General features: G+C 61.5%; 17 protein-coding genes and 1 pseudogene. 4 read left to right on the top strand and 14 right to left on the bottom strand.

Annotated features, from left to right (window positions below):
* From murG to coq7, 11 genes are all read right to left on the bottom strand, one after another.
* Positions 1-1,104, bottom strand: a complete 1,104-nt coding sequence (gene murG / locus PHO31112_RS08555; RefSeq protein WP_150620138.1) for an undecaprenyldiphospho-muramoylpentapeptide beta-N-acetylglucosaminyltransferase — start codon at positions 1,102-1,104, stop codon at positions 1-3.
* Positions 1,101-2,369, bottom strand: a complete 1,269-nt coding sequence (gene ftsW / locus PHO31112_RS08550; RefSeq protein ID WP_150620137.1) for a putative lipid II flippase FtsW — start codon at positions 2,367-2,369, stop codon at positions 1,101-1,103. The genes murG and ftsW overlap by 4 nt, the downstream gene beginning before the upstream one ends.
* A complete protein-coding gene (gene murD / locus PHO31112_RS08545; RefSeq protein ID WP_150620136.1) occupies positions 2,366-3,892 on the bottom strand; it encodes a UDP-N-acetylmuramoyl-L-alanine--D-glutamate ligase in 1,527 nt (508 codons plus the stop codon). The genes ftsW and murD overlap by 4 nt, the downstream gene beginning before the upstream one ends.
* 163 nt (positions 3,893-4,055) lie before the next feature.
* A complete protein-coding gene (mraY, locus tag PHO31112_RS08540; protein ID WP_010806912.1) occupies positions 4,056-5,225 on the bottom strand; it encodes a phospho-N-acetylmuramoyl-pentapeptide-transferase in 1,170 nt (389 codons plus the stop codon).
* A 15-nt stretch (positions 5,226-5,240) separates the two neighbouring features.
* Positions 5,241-6,647 carry a UDP-N-acetylmuramoyl-tripeptide--D-alanyl-D-alanine ligase gene (locus PHO31112_RS08535; RefSeq protein ID WP_150620135.1) on the bottom strand — a complete coding sequence of 469 codons (1,407 nt, stop codon included), beginning with the start codon at positions 6,645-6,647 and terminating at the stop codon, positions 5,241-5,243.
* Positions 6,644-8,182 (bottom strand): UDP-N-acetylmuramoyl-L-alanyl-D-glutamate--2,6-diaminopimelate ligase, encoded by a 1,539-nt coding sequence (locus tag PHO31112_RS08530; RefSeq protein WP_150620367.1) that lies wholly within the window; start codon positions 8,180-8,182, stop codon positions 6,644-6,646. Before PHO31112_RS08530 ends, PHO31112_RS08535 begins: the two co-directional genes overlap by 4 nt.
* A 32-nt stretch (positions 8,183-8,214) precedes the next feature.
* Positions 8,215-9,990: a peptidoglycan D,D-transpeptidase FtsI family protein gene (locus tag PHO31112_RS08525; protein ID WP_150620134.1), complete on the bottom strand. Its 1,776-nt coding sequence runs from the start codon at positions 9,988-9,990 to the stop codon at positions 8,215-8,217.
* Positions 9,987-10,331, bottom strand: coding sequence for a cell division protein FtsL (gene ftsL, locus PHO31112_RS08520; protein ID WP_150620133.1), 345 nt, complete (start codon positions 10,329-10,331; stop codon positions 9,987-9,989). The genes PHO31112_RS08525 and ftsL overlap by 4 nt, the downstream gene beginning before the upstream one ends.
* Positions 10,328-11,281, bottom strand: coding sequence for a 16S rRNA (cytosine(1402)-N(4))-methyltransferase RsmH (rsmH, locus tag PHO31112_RS08515; RefSeq protein WP_150620132.1), 954 nt, complete (start codon positions 11,279-11,281; stop codon positions 10,328-10,330). The genes ftsL and rsmH overlap by 4 nt, the downstream gene beginning before the upstream one ends.
* 22 nt (positions 11,282-11,303) lie before the next feature.
* Entirely contained in the window at positions 11,304-11,732 is a 429-nt protein-coding gene (gene mraZ / locus PHO31112_RS08510; RefSeq protein WP_150620131.1) for a division/cell wall cluster transcriptional repressor MraZ, read from the bottom strand.
* Between the two features lie 421 nt (positions 11,733-12,153).
* Complete coding sequence (gene coq7, locus PHO31112_RS08505; protein WP_150620130.1) at positions 12,154-12,801, bottom strand: 2-polyprenyl-3-methyl-6-methoxy-1,4-benzoquinone monooxygenase; 648 nt, start codon at positions 12,799-12,801, stop codon at positions 12,154-12,156.
* Between the two features lie 318 nt (positions 12,802-13,119).
* On the opposite strand from coq7, the gene PHO31112_RS08500 reads away from it, so the two are divergent.
* Together PHO31112_RS08500 and PHO31112_RS08495 are read left to right on the top strand one after the other, a co-directional pair.
* Positions 13,120-14,277: a porin gene (locus tag PHO31112_RS08500; protein WP_150620129.1), complete on the top strand. Its 1,158-nt coding sequence runs from the start codon at positions 13,120-13,122 to the stop codon at positions 14,275-14,277.
* Between the two features lie 184 nt (positions 14,278-14,461).
* Complete coding sequence (locus tag PHO31112_RS08495; protein ID WP_174995624.1) at positions 14,462-14,941, top strand: MarR family winged helix-turn-helix transcriptional regulator; 480 nt, start codon at positions 14,462-14,464, stop codon at positions 14,939-14,941.
* A gap of 90 nt (positions 14,942-15,031) precedes the next feature.
* Here the strand turns inward: PHO31112_RS08495 and PHO31112_RS08490 are convergent, their stop codons facing one another.
* On the bottom strand, positions 15,032-16,159 hold the full coding sequence (locus PHO31112_RS08490; protein ID WP_150620127.1) for an aminopeptidase: 1,128 nt from the start codon (positions 16,157-16,159) through the stop codon (positions 15,032-15,034).
* A gap of 55 nt (positions 16,160-16,214) precedes the next feature.
* Positions 16,215-18,290, bottom strand: a complete 2,076-nt coding sequence (locus PHO31112_RS08485) for a molybdopterin-containing oxidoreductase family protein (protein WP_150620126.1) — start codon at positions 18,288-18,290, stop codon at positions 16,215-16,217.
* A 212-nt stretch (positions 18,291-18,502) separates the two neighbouring features.
* On the opposite strand from PHO31112_RS08485, the gene PHO31112_RS08480 reads away from it, so the two are divergent.
* Positions 18,503-19,699, top strand: coding sequence for a M20 aminoacylase family protein (locus PHO31112_RS08480; protein ID WP_150620125.1), 1,197 nt, complete (start codon positions 18,503-18,505; stop codon positions 19,697-19,699).
* A gap of 90 nt (positions 19,700-19,789) precedes the next feature.
* On the opposite strand, the gene PHO31112_RS08475 is transcribed toward PHO31112_RS08480, so the two are convergent.
* Positions 19,790-20,632 carry a DUF3047 domain-containing protein gene (locus PHO31112_RS08475; RefSeq protein ID WP_174995622.1) on the bottom strand — a complete coding sequence of 281 codons (843 nt, stop codon included), beginning with the start codon at positions 20,630-20,632 and terminating at the stop codon, positions 19,790-19,792.
* Positions 20,633-20,863: 231 nt separating this feature from the next.
* On the opposite strand from PHO31112_RS08475, the pseudogene PHO31112_RS08470 reads away from it, so the two are divergent.
* Positions 20,864-21,312 (top strand): annotated as a pseudogene (locus PHO31112_RS08470) (transposase); the annotation flags it as partial.
* Positions 21,313-21,402: the final 90 nt, after the last annotated feature.

Here is a 21,402-nt window from a genome sequence, read left to right as displayed (position 1 = left end):
TCAATCCTTGGCCAGAGCTGCGCACACGCGCGCCACTTGTTCGGTGGCGTCCGGCTTGGCGAGCGTCCTGGCTTTCTCTCCCATCGCGAGCAGCGATTCGCGCGTCTGACGGCGCAGCCACTCGGCCAGGGTCTCGACCGACAGCTCGCGCTGATCGATCAGCGTTGCCGCGCCCTTGTCGGCGAGGAAACGCGCATTCGTTGTCTGATGGTCGTCGACCGCGTGCGGGAACGGCACGAAAAGCGCCGCCACGCCAGCCGCAGCCACTTCGGCCACCGTCATCGCCCCCGCCCGGCAGATCACCAGATCCGCCGCCGCGTAGGCCTCGACCATGTTGTCGATGAACGGCACCGCTTCGACCGTCACCCCCGCTGCGGCGTAGTTCGCTTGCAGCGTCTGAATATGTTTGACGCCCGCCTGGTGCGTGACCCGCGGACGATCTTCGCGCGGCAGCTTCGCCAGCGCCTTCGGCACGATCTCGTTGAGCACGGTCGCGCCCAGACTGCCGCCCACCACCAGAATCTGCAGCGGCCCAGTGCGCGCGTTGTAACGCTCGGCCGGCGGCGCCATCTCGTCGAAGTCGGCACGAATCGGATTACCGACCCATTCGCCGCCCTCGATGGTGTCGGGGAACGCGAGCAGCACCTTGTCGGCCACGCGTGCGAGCACCTTGTTCGCCATCCCGGCCACCGAGTTCTGCTCATGCAGCACAAGCGGACGCCCCAGCAGCGACGCCATCATGCCCGCCGGGAACGTGATGTAACCGCCCATCCCGAGCACCACGTTCGGCTTGGCGCGACGAATCGCGCCAATGCTCTGCCAGAACGCGCGCAGCAAGTTGAGCGGCAGCAGCAGCTTGGTCATGAGCCCCTTGCCCCGCAAGCCGCCGAACTTCACGAACTCCATCGGAATGTCGTACTTCGGCACCAGCGTCGCTTCCATGCCGTTCGGATTGCCGAGCCAAACCACGCGCCACCCCTGCACACGCAGGAAGTTGGCAACCGCGAGCCCCGGGAAGACGTGACCGCCCGTGCCGCCGGCCATGACCAGCAGCGTGCGTGTCTTCGTTTCCGGTGCCGGCATCGCGGTAGCGCGCTCGGTCATACTTTTCCTCCCCGCATCAATACGCGGTTCTCGTAGTCCACCCGCAGCAGAATCGCCACGGCCACACAGTTGAGCAAGATGCCCGAGCCACCGTAGCTGACCAGCGGCAACGTCAGCCCCTTGGTCGGCAGCAGCCCCAGATTCACGCCCATGTTGATGAAGGTCTGCGCACCGAGCCACACGCCGACGCCCTTCGCGAGCAACCCTGCGAACGTGCGCTCAAGCGCCAGCGCCTGACGGCCGATCTCGAACGCGCGGCGCACCACCCAGTAGAAGAGCAGGATGACGACCAGCACCCCCAGGAAGCCGAACTCCTCGCCGATCACCGCGAGGATGAAGTCGGTGTGCGCTTCCGGCAGGTAGTGCAGTTTTTCGATGCTGCCGCCCAGCCCCACACCGGTCCATTCGCCGCGACCGAACGCGATGAGCGAGTGTGTGAGCTGATAAGCTTTGCCAAGCGCATAGTCTTCGCGCCACGGATCGAGATACGCGAAGATCCGCTCGCGACGCCATGGCGACAGCCAGATCAGCATGGCGAACGTGCCGACGGCCGTGAGCGCCAGCCCGCCGAACAGACGGCCGTTCACGCCACCGAGGAACAAAATGCCCATCGCGATGGCCGCGACCACCATGAACGCGCCCATGTCCGGCTCGAGCAGCAGCAACATGCCCACGAACACCACGGCGATACCCATCGGCAGGAAGCCCTTGCCGAAGCTCTGCATGAATTCCTGCTTGCGCACGGTGTAGTTCGCGGCGTAAAGCGTGACGGCGAGCTTCATGATTTCCGACGGCTGGAGGTTGAGCACACCGAACGGAATCCAGCGCTTCGAGCCGTTCACGCCCTTGCCCACGTGCGGAATCAGCACGATCACCAGCAGCATCAGCGCCAGCAGGAAAACCTTGGGCGCGAGCTTGTCGAGCGTCTTGACCGGAATACGGAACGTGATCGCCGCCGCGGTCAACCCCATCGTGAGCGACACGATGTGACGGCCCAGGAAGTGATACGTCGAATAGCCGCTGTATTTCGGCGAGTCCGGCAACGCGACCGATGCCGAATACACCATCACCAGCCCCAGCGACAGCAGCGAGATCACCACCCACATAAGGGCGTGGTCGTACTCGAGCATGCGCGAGCGCGTCGGCTTGATGCTGCCGAGCGTACGGCTCGCCGCCTGAGTCGCCGCGCCCGGCGCGGTGGCCGTGCCGGCGCCGGCAAAGCCTGCCTGACGCTTCTTGCTGAAGAACGCCTTGATACGGTTCATAGCATCACCCCTGCGTCGGCGGCCAGATCAACCACGGTATCGCGAAACACCTGTGCGCGATGCTCGTAGTTGCGGAACATGTCGAGGCTCGCGCAAGCGGGCGAGAGCAGCACCGCATCGCCCGGCTGGGCCAGCCTGGCGGCTTCACGCGTCGCGTCTTCGAGCGTCGGGGCATCGATCAGCTCGACGCCCGTATCGGTCAGGGCTTCACGCAGCAGCGGCGCGTCGCGACCGATCAACAGTACGGCGCGCGCATGATGCGCCACGGGATTGGCCAGCGGCGAGAAGTCCTGCCCCTTGCCCTCGCCGCCCAAGATCAGGAGCAGCGTCTTTTGCAGGCCCGTGATAGCCGCGACGGTCGCGCCAACGTTGGTGCCCTTGCTGTCGTCGTAATACTCGACTTCGTTGAGCGTGCCGATGAGTTGCACGCGATGCGGCTCGCCTGGGTATTCGCGCAAGCCGTGCAGAAGTTTGGCCATCGGCAGATCGATGGCGCGGGTGAGCGCGAGCGCCGCCAGCGCGTTTGCGGCGTTGTGCTGACCTCGGATGCGAAGCGCATCGGCAGGCATGAGACGCTTGCCATACACCTCGACCGCCGCTTCCACGGCACCCGCCTTGCGGCGCTTCGGTCCGGGCGGCGCCTCGTCGCGCGTGATGCCCTCGACCAGCCACCACATGCCACCTTCCATCTCCAGACCGAAGTCGCCAACGGCCTCGGGCTTGTTCGTGCCGAAGGTCACGACATTGGCCTCGGGCGCGGCAAACGCCATGACGCGCGCATCCTCGCGGTTGAGCACGCGTACGGTCTGCTCACCGAAAATGCGCGCCTTGGCCGTCGCGTAGGCGTGCATGTCGCCGTGCCAGTCGAGATGGTCTTGCGTGATATTGAGAATCGCGGCCGCATCGGGCGCGAGCGAATACGTCGTCTCGAGCTGGAAGCTGGAGAGTTCGAGTACCCAGACGTCGGGCAGCGTGGCGTCGGCAATGCACTCGGTCAGACGGTCGAGCGCCGTCGGACTGATGTTGCCCGCCACGGCAGTCCGCTTTCCAGCGCGACGGCACAGCAGCCCGGTCAGACTCGTGGTCGTGGTCTTGCCGTTCGTGCCGGTAATGGCCAGCACCTTGGGGGCGTAGCCGCTCATCGCCTGCATGTGACGCAGCGCCTGCGCGAAGAATTCGATCTCGCCCCACACGGGAACACCGCGCTCGGCCGCTTCGGCCAGCAGGGCCGCGACATCGGGGGCCTTCGGCGAAAGACCGGGGCTGATACCGATCAGTTCGATATCGTCGAGCAATGCATCGACTTGCCCGGTAAACGCACCACCGATGAACTCGGCCTGCGGCGCGTCGACACGCAACGTCACAACGTTCGGCGGTGTCTCCGACGACGCAAAGCGCGTATCGGCTGCGCGAACGCGGCAGCCGTAACGCGCGCACCAACGCGCCATCGCCAGGCCGGACTCTCCCAGACCCAGGATCAGGACACGCGGTTGCCAGGATTCACCAAACTTCTCGCCGAACACGTCGCTCTTTCCTTTTTTTATCGATTCAAACAACCTACGAATGCATCGCTTCAACGACACCGATATTCCGCTATCGGCGCGAGCGGCCTTTCCTTTAGTGCAGCGCTGCAAGAAGGCGGCTTCGCCCGTTCGCGACGCCGCTCTTCCGTCTTCTTTCGTCCTGTTAGCGCAGCTTCAGCGTCGACAGGCCGATCAGTACCAGCATCAGCGTGATGATCCAGAAGCGAACCACCACCTGCGTTTCCTTCCATCCCGACAATTCGAAGTGGTGATGCAGCGGGGCCATCTTGAAGATCCGCCGCCCTTCGCCGAAGCGTCGCTTGGTGTACTTGAACCAGGTCACTTGCAACATCACCGACAGCGTCTCCGCGACGAACACACCGCCCATCACGAAGAGCACGACTTCCTGACGCACGATCACCGCCACCGTGCCAAGCGCGCCGCCCAGCGCCAACGCGCCGACATCGCCCATGAACACTTGTGCCGGGTGTGTGTTGAACCATAGGAACGCCAGCCCCGCGCCCGACATCGCCGAGCAGAACACGAGCAACTCGCCCGCGCCCGGAATATGGGGGAACAGCAGGTACTTCGAGTAGACGACGTTACCCATCACGTAGGCGAACACGCCCAGCGCCGCGCCGACCAGCACGACCGGCATGATGACCAGACCGTCGAGACCATCCGTGAGGTTAACGGCGTTGGACGAGCCGACGATGACAAAGTAGGTCAACGCGATGAAGCCGAACACGCCCAGCGGGTAGCTCATCGTCTTGAAGAACGGCACGATGAAGTCGGCCTTCGGCGGCAAATCGAGCGGGAAACCGTTGCGCACCCAACTGATGAACAACTCGATGACTTTCAGGTTGCTCGTCTCCGACACCGAGAACGCCAGATAGATCGCCGCGAACAGGCCGATGATCGATTGCCAGAAATACTTCTCGCGCGACGACATGCCGCGCGGGTCTTTGTAGACCACCTTCCGATAGTCGTCGATCCAGCCGATGATGCCGAAGCCCAACGTGACGGTCAGCACGATCCAGATAAAACGGTTGCTCAAATCCGCCCAAAGCAACGTGGCGACGGTAATGCCGATGAGAATCAGCACGCCGCCCATCGTGGGCGTTCCCGACTTCACGAGGTGAGTCTGCGGGCCGTCGGTGCGCACGGCCTGGCCCACCTTCAATTCGGCGAGCTTGCGGATGACCATCGGCCCGAACGAGAGCCCGATCACCAGCGCCGTGAGGCTTGCCATCACGGCCCGAAACGTCAGGTAGTTGAACACGCGCAAATAGCTCGCATCCGCTTGCAGCCATTGCGCCAACGTCAGCAACATTCCATCAATCCTTTATCACTTGGCGAGGGCATCGACGCCCCCGCCTTCACTCGTCGCGCGCAACTGCTCGAGCACGCGCTCCATCCGCATGAAGCGGCTTCCTTTCACCAATATCGTGGCCGGTGCACTCAACGTGGCTTTCAACTCGGCCACGAGCGGTGCGACATCGGTCACGTCTGAAAAATGCTCGCCGCCGTCGCCGAAAGCGGCAACGCTGGCTTGCGTCTGCTCCCCCATCGCCAGCAAGCGGTCGACACCGCGCTGCGCGGCATACTCGCCCACTTCGCGGTGAAACGCCGGCCCGTTGTCGCCAACTTCCCCCATGTCGCCCAGCACCAGAACACGCGGCGCCGGCGTTTGTGCCAGTACGTCGATAGCGGCCCGAACAGAATCGGGGTTCGCATTATAGGTGTCGTCGATCAGCGTGACACCGGCGAGCGGTCCCTTCGAGAGCGTTGACATCTGAAGACGGCCTTTGACGGCGGAAAACGCTTCGAGCGCCCGCACGATCGAACCAATATCGACATGCGCGCCCACGGCACACGCAATGGCAGCCAAAGCATTGCGCGCGTTGTGCTCGCCGAGCAGCGGCAACGCGACCGAGAAGTCGCCGGCCGGCGACGCCACACGTAGCACACGCGTGGCCATGTCGTAACGTCCCGACACGGCGGCGCGCGTGTCGAGCGCGAAGTCGAGCACACGGCGCGTGCCCGCGATTTCGCGCCACATCGGCGCAAATTCGCTCTCGGCCGGGAACACTGCCGCACCCTCGGCGGGCAGCGCCGCCAGCACGGCCGAATGCTCTTCCGCAACCGCGGCCACGCTCACCATGAACTCCTGATGCTCGCGCTGTGCGTTATTGATGACGGCAACCGTCGGCTGCGCGATCTTCGCGAGATACGCCGTCTCGCCGGGGTGATTCATGCCCAGCTCGAGCACCGCCAGCTTGTGGCCGTCCGTCAGACGGAACAGCGTGAGCGGCAAGCCGATGTCGTTGTTGAGGTTGCCGGCCGTCGCGAGACGCGCCTCTGGCCCCACCGCCTCGGCGAAGATCGCCGAGATCATTTCCTTGACCGTCGTCTTGCCGTTGCTGCCCGTCACCGCCACCACGGGAATCGCAAAGCGGCGGCGCCATGCGGCGGCCAGGTCACCCAAAGCAATACGCGTATCCGGCACGATCAGCGCCGGCACTTCAAAACCTTCCGGCACGCGCGACGCGACCACAGCGGCAGCGCCTGCGCGCGCCACATCGGTCAGGAAGTCGTGCGCGTCGAACCGCTCGCCCTTGATCGCCACGAAGAGATCGCCCGGCTGCACCGAACGGCTGTCCGTCACGATGCGTGTGAAGGCAGTCGACGGTGCCCCCATCAGGCGCGAATCGATCACCGCGGCTTGGGCGTCGCTCAGTTGCCACATCGTCATTCGCCACCTCCGCGCACAGTGGTGGCACGCGCGGCGAGTGCCAGGCGCGCATGCTCCTGATCGGAGAACGGCCGCTTCTTACCCATGATTTCCTGTGTACTTTCGTGTCCCTTGCCCGCAACGAGCACCACATCGGCGGCCTGCGCACTGCGCACGGCTTGCAGAATGGCACTCGCCCGGTCTTCGATGTGCCTTGCGGCGCCGGGGTGCGCAAGCCCAGCGGCGATCTGCACCATGATGTCGGCCGGTACTTCGGTGCGGGGGTTGTCGCTCGTGAGCACAATGGCGTCTGCCAGACGTTCGGCCACCGCGCCCATTTGCGGACGCTTGCCCGCGTCGCGATCGCCACCGCAACCGAACACGCAGACCAGCTTGCCGCCGCGCGCTGCCGCCACCGGGCGCAGCGCTTCGAGCGTCTTGTCGAGCGCATCGGGCGTGTGCGCATAGTCGATAACGACCAACGGTTGTCCCGGTTGTCCGATCTGCTCCATACGGCCGGACACAGGAGTGAGCGTCGCCAGTCCGGCAATGGCCGCGTCTTGCGGCACACCGGCAGCCAGCGCGGCGCCCAACACGGCCAGCGCGTTGCTCACATTGAACTCACCGATGAGCGGCACCGTGATCTGCTGGCTGTGATCGTCGATATGCAGCGTGAAGCGCGTGCCCACCGTCGTCGCGCGAATGTCTTCGGCGCGCAGCACTCGGTTACCGTGCGCCGACACCGCGTCGCCGTGCACGCCATATTCGTATACCGGTGTCTTCCCCGCCAGACGCGCGAGCAGGCGTTGCCCCATCGCATCGTCCCGGTTGATGACGGCGGCCTTCAGGGCCGGCCAGTCGAACAGGCGCGTTTTGGCCGCTTCATACTCGGCCATTGTGCCGTGGTAATCGAGGTGGTCTTGCGTCAGATTGGTGAAGACGGCGACGTCGAATGCCACGCCGTTGACGCGGCCTTGATAAAGGCCATGCGACGACACTTCCATCGCGACTGCCTTCGCCCCTTGGGCGCGCAGGTCGTCGAGGCTGCGTTGCAACTGGACGGCGTCCGGCGTAGTGAATCCCGTCACCGTCAGATGCCCTGGGAAGCCACTGCCCAGCGTGCCGATCACGGCGCTGCGGGTGCCCGCCTTCGACAGCAGTTGCGCGAGCCACTGGCTGCACGACGTTTTGCCGTTCGTCCCGGTCACGCCCAGCATCGTCATCCCGACGCTCGGCTCGCCGTACCACAGCGCCGCCAACGGACCGGCGAGCCGGTCGAGTCGCGGCACACCGAATTCCGGCACGTTTGCCACACCCGCCTGCGACGCCGGCCAGGTAAAACCATCGCTCTGCCACAGCACGGCGGCGGCGCCGCGTTCGACGGCGTCGGCAATGAAGCCACGGCTGTCCGCGCCCTTCACGGCGTACGCGACGAAAACGTCGCCCGGCGTCACGCGGCGGCTATCCGCGTGCAGCGTTGCGCCAGCCGGCACCGTGCGGTGCAGCCAATCCCATGCCTGCGCGAGCGTCGCGCGCTCGGTGGCGTCCGCAATCATGGCGAGCGTGGCGAGGTTCTGAGGCGTCGGGGTCACGGTGCCCATGGCTCGCTCTCCTCCACCTTGTCGCTCACAACGAGCTTCGTCACCGGCGAATCCGGCACCACGTTCAACGCACGCAACGTACCGCCCACAATCGCGGCGAACGCCGGACCGGCGGCCACGCCGCCGAAGTGCGAACCGCGGTCCGGCTCATCGAGCGTGACGGCCACGATGATGCGCGGCTCGGACATCGGCGCCATGCCGACGAACGACGCGCGGTACTTGCTCTTGTCGTATCCCTTGCCCGATTGCTTGTAGGCCGTGCCAGTCTTGCCGCCCACGCGATAGCCGACCACCTGGGCACGCGTGGCGGTGCCGCCGGGCGAGGTCACCATTTCCAGCATCTTGCGCACTTCGCGGGCCGTCGCCGGCGAGATGACCGGCGTGCCCTTCACGACACTGCCGTCCGTTTTGTAGATGGAGATCGGCAGCAGTTCACCGTCGTGCGCGAACACTGTGTAGGCGCGGGCAAGCTGAATCAGCGAGGCCGACAGCCCATAGCCGTAGCCCATGGTCGCCTGCTCGATCGGACGCCAGCTCTTGGCCGGACGCAAACGCCCGGCCACGGCGCCGGGGAAACCGATCTTCGGCGCCTGACCAAGGCCGACGCTCGTGAACATGTCCCACATTTCCTGCGACTTCATCTGCAGCGCGATCTTGGCTGTGCCGATGTTGCTCGAGTGCTGGATGACGCCTTGCACGGTGAGCAGACCATAGTCGCGCGTATCCGTGATCGTCGCACCGAAGAAGTTGGCCCGTCCGGTGGTCATCACCGTCGACGTCGGCTTCACATAGCCGTTCTCGATGGCAGCCGCAACGGTGATCGGCTTCATGATCGAACCCGGCTCGAACGTGTCGGTGATGACTCGGTTGCGCAACTGCGCGCCCGTGAGATTCGTGCGGTTGTTGGGGTTATACGTAGGAAGGTTTGCGAGCGCGAGCACCTCGCCCGTGCGAACGTCGAGCACCACGGCGCTGCCGGCTTTCGCGCCGGTACGCTCGATGGCGTCCTTCAGTTCGCTGTAAGCGAGGAACTGGATCTTGCTGTCGATCGAGAGCGTGATGTCGCGGCCGTCGCGCGGCTGCGCCAGGATGTCGATATCTTCGACAACGCGCCCCAGGCGATCCTTGATCACGCGGCGGCTACCTGGGGTCGCGGCCAGATCCTTCTGCATCGACAGTTCGACGCCTTCCTGCCCGATATCCTCGACGTTCGTGAAACCCACCACGTGCGCGGCGATCTCGCCTTCCGGATAGAAGCGCTTGTACTCTTTGCGCTGGTATATGCCGGGGATGTCCAGATCGGCGACCTGCTTGGCCACATCCGGCAACACCTGACGCTTCACATAGACGAAGCTCTTTTCCTGATTGAGCTTGCGGCGCAAATCCGGCTCACCCATTTCGAGCAGACGCGCGAGCTGACGGATCTGCTGCGCCGAGACGTCGTCGGGCACGTCCTCGGGGATGGCCCAGATCGCCTTGACGGGCAGACTGGTGGCAAGCACCTGTCCGTTACGGTCGAACACTTTGCCCCGCGTGGCGGACATCTCCAGTGTGCGTTCGTAACGGCTCTCGCCTTGACGTTGATAGAAGGCGTTGCCCGGCCCTTGAATCCAGAAGGCACGCGCGACCAGCGACGCAAACGCGCCAAAGATCACGAAGACGAGCATCTTCGAGCGCCACATCGGCAGACGCACGGACAGGACCGGGCTGGCAGAGAACTGCACATCCTTGGTCTTGGCTTTGGCGTCTTTGCGGCGAATCATCGCTTGCCTCCGCTCACTGGGGCCGACGCGGCGCTCGCGCTCGGCACCGGCACATCCACCATCGCGCCGGTGCTACCGGCGGGTGCGGACAGATATTGCGTGCGGCCCGGCGAGACAGCCTGCATCTTCAGATCGCTGCGCGCCACGCTTTCGATACGAGCGCTCTTGCTCTGCGCGCTCTGTTCATACTGGAGACGATCCCAGTCCTGCAGCAGTTGATGCTCGAGCGCCTGCTCGCGATTGAGTTCGACAAACGTCCCGCGCGCCCGGTACTGGGCATTGATCAGCGACAACGCGCAGCCGATGAGCAGCGCGAGCAGAAGCACGTTGAGCCGGCTCATGTTGCCACCCGCTCCATGACCCGCATGATCGCCGAGCGCGCACGCGGGTTCGCCTCCACCTCTTCGGCGGACGGTTTGATCTTGCGGCTGGATTTGAAGGGCGGCTCGGGAATTTCATGGGCACGCAAAGGCACGCGGCGATCCACCACCGGCGCGCTGGTGCGCGCTTGCATGAAGCGCTTCACGATGCGGTCTTCCAGTGAATGAAAGCTGATCGCCACGAGTCTGCCTCCCGTTTCGAGGACATCGGCCGCCACGTCGAGTGCTATCTGCAAGTCCGCAAGCTCTTGATTGACGTGAATCCGTAGAGCCTGAAAGGTGCGTGTTGCCGGATCCTTGCCCTTCTCACGGGTCTTGACGGCGCCCGCCACGATCGCGGCAAGCTCGCGAGTGCTGACGAGTGGACCGAGGTGTTCGGCGTTTGCCCGGCGAGCAACAAGCGCCTTTGCAATCTGAAAAGCAAACCGTTCTTCCCCATAGTCCTTGATGACCTCCGTCATTTCTTCCAGCGTTGCCCGGGCCAGCCAGTCGGCAGCCGACTCGCCGCGCGTGGGATCCATGCGCATATCGAGCGGGCCGTCGAAACGGAAACTGAATCCGCGCGCGGGATCGTCAAACTGCGGCGACGACACGCCCAGGTCCAGCAAAACCCCCGACACCTTGTCGATACCGCGTCGGGCCAGCGCCTCGCGCAATGTCGCGAAGCTCTCGTGCTCAATCGAAAATCGCGGATCGGCAATTTTTGCCGCCTCCGCGATCGCTTGGGGATCCTTATCGAATGCGATCAGCCTCCCCTTGGGACCCAGCCGCTCGAGAATCCTGCGACTGTGCCCGCCTCTGCCGAACGTGCCGTCGACGTATACGCCGTCGCCGCGCCACAGCAAGGCATCCACGGCCTCCTCTAGCAGGACCGTGCGGTGCTGCATTACCGTTTCCACCGCGTGCGCCATGCTCGTCGGACCACCTGATCTGTCAAAAAGTGAAGTTTTTCAGTGCTTCCGGCATGCCCTGCGCCATCGCCGCCTGTTCCTTGGCGGCATACGTCGCGGCATCCCAGAGTTCAAAGTGACTGCCCATGCCCAGCAGCATGACTTCCTTATCCATGCCCGCAGCCGCACGCAACTCGGGCGCCACCAGAACACGTCCTGCCGAATCCAGCTCGACGTCGGCCGCGTTGCCCAGGAAGATGCGTCGCCACCAGTGCGCGTCCATCGGCAGTGCGGCGATCTTGCCGCGGAAGATTTCCCATTCGGGACGCGGAAACAGCAACAGACATCCGTCTGGGTGCTTGGTGATGGTCACCTTGCCTTCAGCGTCGCCCTGCAGCACGTCACGATGCCGGGCCGGAATCGACATCCGTCCCTTCGCATCGAGTGAAAGTGCCGAGGCTCCCTGAAACACGTGCGCTCCCGTGAGGTTTCGTCCGCCTGCCCGTTATGCCGAAAGAGAAAGATTTTGTGCCCTACGCCACACAAAAATACACTTTCTCACACTATTTCCCACTTTAGAGGAGAGTGTTTGGCCGGTCAAGCCTTTCGCCCTTTTTTAGGGGCAAATTTGTCAGGCAGAACAATGACTTAGCTCACTTTCCTAAAGTCGGAAAACGGAATTTTGTCAGGAAAATTAAAGACATAACTGCGATAGTGAAAGTGGAACCTCAAACTTTGGGCGTCGCCTCGCAGGAGGCCCGCCAGCGCTATCGATACCGGGTAGTGCGCGCTCACGCCGTGACAAAGCTGGGCGATCACCGGCCGGCACGCGTCGCGCAGAGGAAGATCGATCGGTACGTGGGGGGTCTTTCGAGGAGGGCGTTTCAGACGTTCTATATATAGTAGGCGGTCGTCGTCATGACCTTGGCAGCAGCACGCATCATACGCTGCACCGGCACCGGCAGTTCGATACCGCCAGCATCGCGTGCGGCCTGGCCGTGCTCGATTTCGTCGATTCGCATCTGGTCCACGATGGCTCGCGAGCGCAGATCGTGCGGCGGCAGGTCGTCCAGGTGGCTCTCCAGATGATGCTCCACCTGACGCTCGGTCTCCGACACGAAGCCCAGACTGACCTTGTCCCCGCATTTGCCAGCGACAAAGCCAATGGCAAACGCACCGGCGTACCAAAGCGGGTTGAGCAAGCTGGGACGCGAACCCAGTTCCGAGAGGCGGTGCGCCGTCCACGCGAGGTGATCCTCTTCTTCCTTGCCCGCATGCTCGAAGGCGGCCCGCAGCTCTGGGCGCGTCGTCGCCAGCTTCTGTGCCTGATATAGCGCCTGCGCGCAAACCTCACCGACGTGATTCACGCGCATGAGGCCTGCCACGTGCCGACGCTCCTGCGGCGTCAACGCATCGTCGCCAACCGGGGCATCACTATTTGAAGCAGACGCCGTTGTGGGCGTCGGGCGAGTGGCCTGGGTGATGCCGGCGATCGCTCGCAGGCCGCGGTCAAGTTCGGAGATCAGACTGTCGGAGAACATCGTACTTTCAATTCACCTCAATATTTCACAATGCGGAATAAAGGACGATTTACTCATGTCCGCCGCCGATGATACGCCCCTTTATCCGGCGTGCCTTGCGCGGGCACAAACGCATGAAATCCCCGCCGGACGCCGGTTTCCGGGCTGTTGCGTAAACGAAACAAAGGGGGCCGCAAACCCGCGTAAAACCGGCCTTTTCCTTTGCCGCCCACATTGAATTTGTTACATTACGTCCAACTTCTCGCGAAGTTGATTAGCAAGGACGTTATCACTAGTGACCTTGTTAAACAAATCTCACAATCCTTTGGAGATCACTCAATGAAAAAGTCGCTTCTCGCTCTGGGTGTGCTCGGCGCATTCGCTGGCGCTGCTCACGCTCAAAGCAGCGTGACCCTGTACGGTATCATCGACGCTGGCCTGCAATATGTCAGCAAGACTGGCGGTAACCTGGCTGGCACGGGTAACACCTCCAAGAACTTCCAGTTCGCCAACGGCAACCTGCAAGGTTCGCGTTGGGGCCTGAAGGGTGCTGAAGACCTCGGTGGTGGCCTGAAGGCGATCTTCGTGTTGGAAAACGGCTTCAACCTGGGCAGCGGCACGCTGGGCCAAAACGGCCGCATGTTCGGTCGTCAAGCCTACGTTGGCCTGAGCAGCGCAACGGCTGGTACGCTGACCATCGGTCGTCAGTACGACTCCGTGGTTGACTTCGTTGGCCCGTACGCTTCGGGCAGCCAATGGTCGACGTTCGCGGGCGCTCACCCGTTCGATAACGACAACTTGAACAACTCGTTCCGTGTGAACAACGCTGTCAAGTACACGTCGGTCAACTACGGCGGCTTCAGCGCTGGCGGTATGTACGGCTTCTCGAACTCGGCCAACAATGGTTCGACGGGTTCGGGCTTCGCCAACAACCGCGCTTACTCGTTCGGCGCTGGCTATGCTAACGGCCCGCTGTCGTTCGGCGCTGGCTACTTGTACATCGGCGCTCCGGCCAGCAATGCTAGCGGCGTGATCAACAACTCGGGCGACGCTACCACGCCGATGACGCTTGGCGGTTTGGTTGGCAGCGACAAGGCATGGATCGCATCGGCAGGCGGTTCGTACGCCTTCGGTCCGGCCACGGTGGGTCTGGTGTACGGTCACAGCGTGTACCAATACATTGGTGGCGGCAGCTGGAAGTTCGACAATGCCGAACTGAACGCCAAGTACATGCTGACCCCGGCGCTGCAACTGGGCGCTTCGTACACGTACACGTGGTCGACGCTGAGCGGTGCAGGTGCCAGCGTGTCGCCGAAGTACCACCAAGTCAACCTGGGCGTCGACTACTTCCTGTCGAAGCGCACGGACACGTACCTGGTTGGTCTGTGGCAACACGCCAACAACGAGGCTCCTGGTGGCGCTTCGTTGAATGGTCTGGGCTTCTCGAACAGCACGAATCAGTTCGCAGTCACGGCTGGTATCCGTCACAAGTTCTAAGCTGACAGTTTCTGTCACTTAGTCTTTGTTTGACGAAAGGGCACCTTCGGGTGCCCTTTTTTTGTCCCAATCTTCGATTTTCGAGCCTTGCGGGCCTATTCAGCGACCTCGTAACGCCCCCATCTTGACCAAGCGTTTATTTCAAACCTAAAATTTCCATACTGTAAATTTCATTCCTCCGCCCATGAGCCTCGCCGACTCCGACTCTCTCGATCTCGAAACGCGAGCCCACGATCGTGAGCACGACGCCCTGCGCCTCTGGTTGCGGTTGCTCACCTGCACCAACATGATCGAGACGGATATCCGTTCGCGCTTGCGCCAGGAATTCGATTGCACGCTGCCGCGCTTCGACTTGCTCGCACAACTCGACCGCCACCCTGAAGGGTTGAAGATGGGCGAGTTAAGCAAGCGGATGATGGTCACTGGCGGGAATGTCACAGGGATCACCGATCAGTTGGAGAAAGAAGGCTGGGTGACACGTGAGACGGTCGTCAACGACCGGCGCGCCTTCCTGATCAAACTCACCCCACGCGGCAAGAAGGCCTTCTCCAATATGGCTCGCGCGCATGAAACCTGGATCGAGCAGCGCTTGGGGCAGCTTCCGGAAGATCGCCAACACCAGCTTTACATGCTGTTGGGAGACTTGAAGGCGGTGATCGGGTAACGCGCGAAAATCACTGTTTTCAGTTTGGTGCGGCGTGTCGCGCGCTTAACTGTAATCTGACGAGAAAACCCGGTGGCCAGTGCAATTGACTTATCGTCCCGCCTGCATCGGTGTTTCCAGCGAGGCTCGCACCATAGCCGCTTCAGGGGTTTTGTCCAGAGCGGTGAGCGCCTCGTTGCGCTCGGGTTCTGGCCGTTTCGACATGGTTTTGACGGCAGCGTAGAACTTGGGCAAATCGCCATGGACTTGCGCAAGCAGCGCCATGAATGCCGGCACCCATTGGTTGTATGTCGCGAAGGCCCCGATCTTGGCGTTGTTCAAATCGGTCGCGAACCAAAGATCGAGGCCTTTGTATCCCCCCAAGGACGTTTTCAACGCCTCATAGTCGGCACGCATGCGGGCGAACATGACCTCTTTGCCGGCTGTCTTCTCGGCATCTGTCTCAGGGCCGGTATAGAGCGCTTCCAGACGTTTTCTATAGCTGTCCACTAACTTGCGAAACTGACGCCGGTGCGCGTCGTATCGTTCATACTCCATCGCCGCATCAGGGTGCGCGGCAAGCCAGCGCTGGACGCCCACGGTTTCCACTGCCACGGCAAAAGACTCGTTGAACGCGGTATCCCCTCGAACAAACAAAACCTGATGGGCGAGTTCGTGGAAGATCATGCGTGCGACTTCCGCACGCGGCAGATAGATGAAAGTGTTCAGCAGCGGATCGTCGAAATAGCCCAACGTCGAATAAGCCGGAATTCCTGCAACGAACGTCTCCCACCCATCCCGATGCAACTCGGCCGCGTAAGCCTCGGCAGATTCACGGGAGTAGTAACCGCGATACTCAACGCATCCAACGACCAGCAGGCATGACTCGCGCAGCTTCAACGACAGCGAGGGGGCAGCGAAGACGTTGTAGACGACGAACGGACGTTTCAGGTCAGCATAACTGCGATAGCTACCGTTATCCGGCTCGCCGAGCGCCGATACCGCATAACTACGAATTTGCTCCGCTTCGATTAGCCGCGAACGCAACCGCGGATCGATCGATGGGTCCGCAAGTAGAGCGGACACGGGCTGTGCCTCGTGCAATACCGTGAAATGCCCGTTGATCGATTGTGCGTAATAGCCGACCTGACTACATCCCCCGAGACCAAACAGCAGGCCGCATCCCAGCGCCATTGCCGCAAGCGTCTGCAACCGGCGACGGCAAAACGTCGTGACCATCGCAGATAAGATCGGCATCGCGGGCTCCTCGACGTTAGCCTGAAATCGACCGCGCCTATATCGGCGCGACGTCGACCAGACAGTCGTAGAATGTCGGTGCCCGGCCGAGGTCAGTGAGTTGCTGGCTCGTGACTTCGTTGGCATTTTTGCCGTCCGGTGCAAGCTTTTTCCACCAGATGGACAGCCCGACGACGACGCCCTCACGTGCTTTCTCCGTGACGCAGGCCTTTGCGTTCAACGTCCCTCGATCGTTGAAAATTCGTACCCCCATGCCGTCCGCAATGCCACGCGCAGCGGCATCCGACGGATGGATATCCAGCGTCGGCTCGCCGACCGATGCCCGCAGGCTATCAACGTTCACGAAGCTCGAATTCAGGAAATTACGAGCCGGCGGAGAGATCATTGCCAACGGATAGCGCGCCGCGAGCTCGGGGTTACTGGCTACCGACTCGTATGGCGGCACCCAGTCCGGCAATGGATCAAAGCCTTCCTGCAACATGCGCTCGGAATAGAGCTCGCATTTCCCCGATGGGGTATAGAACTGCCCGTTCGCAAACGGCGCTTCGGGAAGATCGTAGCGAATCCACCCGTCACGCTTGAGGGTTTCCCAGTCGCTGTTTGCCATACGAGCATCGCCCCAACGGATCGACTGTTCCGCAAGTTGATCGTCGGTGTCGGAGAAGCACGCGTCCTGCCACCCCATACGCTTGGCCAACAGACGGAATATCTCCGAGTTGGGTTTGGCCTCGCCGAGCGGCGCAATCGCCGGATTGTTTGCCAGCAAGTATGTATGTCCGTACGCTTTGTGAATATCCAGATGCTCGAGCTGCGTCGTTGCCGGCAACACAAAGTCCGCGTGATCTGCGGTATCGGTCTGGAAATGCTCCAACACCACCGTGAAGAGATCCTCGCGGCCGAACCCGGCCGCCACCTTGCTCGATTCGGGAGCCACGGCAACCGGGTTGCTGTTATAGACCACCAGCGCCTCGATCTTCGGACCGAATGACTCGTCGCCCTGGTGGCAAAGCGCATCGCCGATTGCACTCATGTTCACCACACGCGTGGGCTTTTCCTGCCGTGGCCGCAGATCAGGACGTGCTTGGGCCACCGCATCGACGGGTGCGTAACTGGACGTCGACATCAGCACCCCGCCCGCCGGATCGCGCCAGGCGCCAATCAGTGCAGGAAGACACGCGACCGCACGCGTCGCCTGACCACCGCCTTTGGCACGCTGCATACCGTAGTTCAGCCGGATCGCTGCGGGCTTTGCGCTCGCATACTCTCGCGCCAACGTCGTGATCGTCTCTTCGCTGATGCCACAGATTTCCGCGACGCGAGCCGGCGTATAGCGGCTCACACGATCCTTGAGTTCGGCGTAACCGACAGTGTGCCGCGCAATGTATTCGTGATCGACCAGATCCTCGGCGATCAGGACATGCATCATGCCCAACGCCAACGCGGCATCCGTGCCTGGCAGCAATGCAATGTGCTGATGACACTTCTCGGCGGTAAGCGAGCGATAGGGATCGATGGCAATCAGCTTCGCGCCGCGCCGCTTCGCTTCCTGCGCAATCGCCCAGAAATGGACGCTCGACGTAATCGGGTTGCTGCCCCAGATAAGAATCAGCTTGCTGTCGACGAAATGCTCGACATGCATGCCGACGCAGGCACCGTATGTGTATCGCAGGCCCGCAGCCCCCGCACTCGCACAGATCGTGCGATCGAGATCGGACGCGCCCAGTTTGTTGAAGAAACGCGCGGCCATCGATTCGCCCTGAACGAATCCCATCGTACCCGCATAACTGTACGGCAGAATGGCTTCGGGGTCGCGCGCGGCAATGGCTCTCAACCTGCCGGCAATCTCGTCGAGGGCTTCGTCCCAGCTGACCCGCACGAACTGCCCGCTACCTTTCGGGCCAACACGTTTGAGCGGGTGCAACAAGCGATCCGGATGATAGGTTCGTTCTGTGTAGCGCGAGACTTTCGTGCACAAGACGCCATTGGTGGTCGGATGGTCTGGGTCCCCCTGGACCTTGATCGCGACGCCATTTTCCACGGTTACGTGCAGTGCACACGTATCGGGACAGTCATGTGGACATGCGGCCCGAACGACATGGGTATTGGTCGTCATGAATCTACTCCTCTCTCTACCGAATGGCTGCGTCCAGCAATGGTGGGACGCTGGCGATATTGTATTACGTTCATTTACGCCTCGCCCCGCCACACGGGCATTCACGGCATATTCCAGACGTATCCGAGATCACGCTCGGGCATTTCCTGCCAAGATGCCAGACCCGGCCATTAGGGGTAAGATGAGCCATTGCGCCCTGCAGGAATCCCCTCATGAAGCTCATTCCAGAAATCGACGCCGCTCGCGGCGAAATTCAGACCATCCGACGTGACATTCACGCGCATCCCGAACTTTGTTTTGAGGAAAAGCGCACGTCCGACGTCGTTGCAGAGACGTTGACAAAATGGGGTATCCCCATCCACCGGGGGCTCGGTAAAACCGGGCTCGTCGGCATTATCAAGAATGGCAGCAGCGACCGTGCTATCGGTCTGCGCGCCGATATGGATGCCCTACCGATTCACGAAGCCAATACGTTCGAACACGCGTCAAAGCATGACGGCAAAATGCACGCTTGCGGTCATGATGGCCATACAGCCATGCTGCTCGCCGCGGCGCAATATCTTCAGAAGCATCGCAATTTCGACGGCACCGTATATCTGATTTTCCAACCGGCCGAAGAAGGTGGTGGCGGTGCTCGCGAGATGATCAAGGACGGGCTTTTTGAGCGCTTTCCCATGAAGGCCGTGTTCGGCATGCACAACTGGCCGGGCGTGCCGACTGGCACGTTCGCTGTGACGCCGGGCCCGATGATGGCCTCGAGCAACGAATTCAAGATCACGATTCGCGGCAAGGGTACCCACGCAGGCATTCCAAATGCGGGGATCGACCCGGTCATTGCCGCCGTTCAGGTGGCGCAGGCCTTGCAGAGCATCATTACCCGAAATAAGCGCCCGATCGACGCCGCGGTGCTGTCCATCACCCAGATTCACGCCGGTGATGCGACCAATGTGGTGCCCGATCTGGCATGGTTGGGCGGCACGATTCGCACGTTCTCGATTGAAGTGCTGGATCTTATCGAAACGCGCCTGCGCGAGATTTCCGAATTCGTCGCGAAAGGACTTGGCTGCTCGGCGGAAATCGAATTCCAGCGCAACTATCCGCCAACGATCAATGAACCGGCCATGGCCGCGCTGTGTGCGGATGTCATGCGCGAGGTGGTCGGCGACGCGAACGTCAACGACAAGGTCGAGCCGACGATGGGCGCGGAGGATTTTTCATTTATGCTCCTCGAGAAACCTGGCGCGTACGTGTTCATCGGCAATGGCGACGGCACACACCGGGACATGGGGCATGGCCTCGGGCCGTGCAATCTGCACAACGCCAGCTACGACTTCAACGACGATCTGCTCCCGCTTGGCGGCACCTACTGGGTGAAGCTCGTTGAAATGTATTTTGGGCGAGATCAATAAGCTGTCGTGATCTAGTCGCCCGGGTCGCAACAAAAAGGCAGGCTAATGGAATTAGCCTGCCTTTTTGTTTCTGATGTCGCGAGAAGTCTACTATTTCGCGGCGGTAGTCGTGGGGACACCGTCCGTCTCCAAGCGGATGTCGCCGTACCAGGCGGTGAATTTCGATTGCGTATTGTCGCCATCGCTCATGATGGCAATGCCAATCAGACGTCCCGGAGGCTCGCCAAACGCTCTCTCATAATCCTTGGCGACGTCGCGGGAATACGTCCTCCACTTCCCAAGATTGACGTCTCCGCGTTCGACAACGACAGAGCGGATACGGCTGGTATAAGGATTTTCGACGACCTCATCTGCAGCGAATTTATCGTCACCCCATGTATACATCAGCGTGGCAAACGGCAACTCCCGGCCACTCACCAACTTGGCTAGTTCGCGATGCATATGATCTTGTACGGTGAGCTTTGCCGGATCGCCATCGAATGCGAGCGCGATGCGTACAGGTGCGTCATCGAATCGCTTCGTGCGAATGTCGGCGCTGATCGGCATGCTGTCGGCGCGCCAGCGCCACGTTAACTTGGCACCGGGGTACATCGGTACATCCAGTTTCTGAGCGATTCCAGACGCGGATCCGTCAACGGTCGCTCGAATTACGGCAATTCCGTCGCCATCAGTGGTCTGTTCGTAGTTGGTGAGCCGCTTTTTGCGGGTGACAAGATAAGTCTCCCAATGCGGAGGCAAACCATCCGAATTTACTGCGGTAGAAAGGGAGGCAATTTCGTCTCGCTGCCCCGGCACAGCTATTGTCGAAACCTGCGTCGAAGACGGTCCGAACCAGGCACACCCGCCAATTCCCCAGATAACGACAGCGGCACCGACGTACGCCACACCTGCACGCCACTTTGCATGGCGCTTGCCCCAATCTTGATTCACCACCTGTTTCACTCCACGAACTTCACTAACCCCGTGACCAAATGCTAAGCGAGAAATGAATATCGATCTATCGGTAATTTCACATCATGACGATGGTGCAACACCGACAGCTTCGAATGATGCACACAAATCCTCGATTGAATTCATAAGGAGGTGATCTGCTTTAGGAATCTTGGACCGATCCGAGCGCGAGTTTTGCGGCAAACTTCACCCTGAACCGGGAGGTGGTTTGTCATGAAACGGAAACGCTTTTCGATCGAACAGATTGTGGCAGTGCTGAGGCAAGCCGAGCTGGGGATGCCGGTGGCCGATGTGATCCGGCAGGTCGGTATCTCAGAACAGACGCTCTATCGGTGGAAGAAGCAATACGCCGGGATGCAGTCTGATCAAGTACGCGAACTTAAGCAGCTGCAGGAAGAGAACGCGCGGCTGAAGAAGCTGGTCGCCGAACTGAGCTTGGACAAGGCCATCCTGCAGGACGTAGCTGCAAAAAATGTATGGTCCGCCCCGCGCTGAGGAAAGACGTGGTGGATTACGTGATAAGCCACTACGGATTGACGATGAGGCGGGCCTGCAGGCTGGTCAAGCAACCACGCAGCGTGCAGTATTACCAAAGCGTTAAAGATCCTCGGCCGGAGCTCCGTGCACGCATGCGAGAGCTTGCCTATACGCGGGTGCGTTATTGACCTGACGGATTTTTTCGTACCACTGGTGTCTAGAGATTCACGGCCCCAGTGGTTGGATTACATTCGCTAACCCGACGGAATTCGGCC

The sequence above is a fragment of the Pandoraea horticolens genome (assembly GCF_902459555.1).
Classification (GTDB): domain Bacteria; phylum Pseudomonadota; class Gammaproteobacteria; order Burkholderiales; family Burkholderiaceae; genus Pandoraea; species Pandoraea horticolens.
This window is presented reverse-complemented; position numbering and strand designations above follow the sequence as displayed.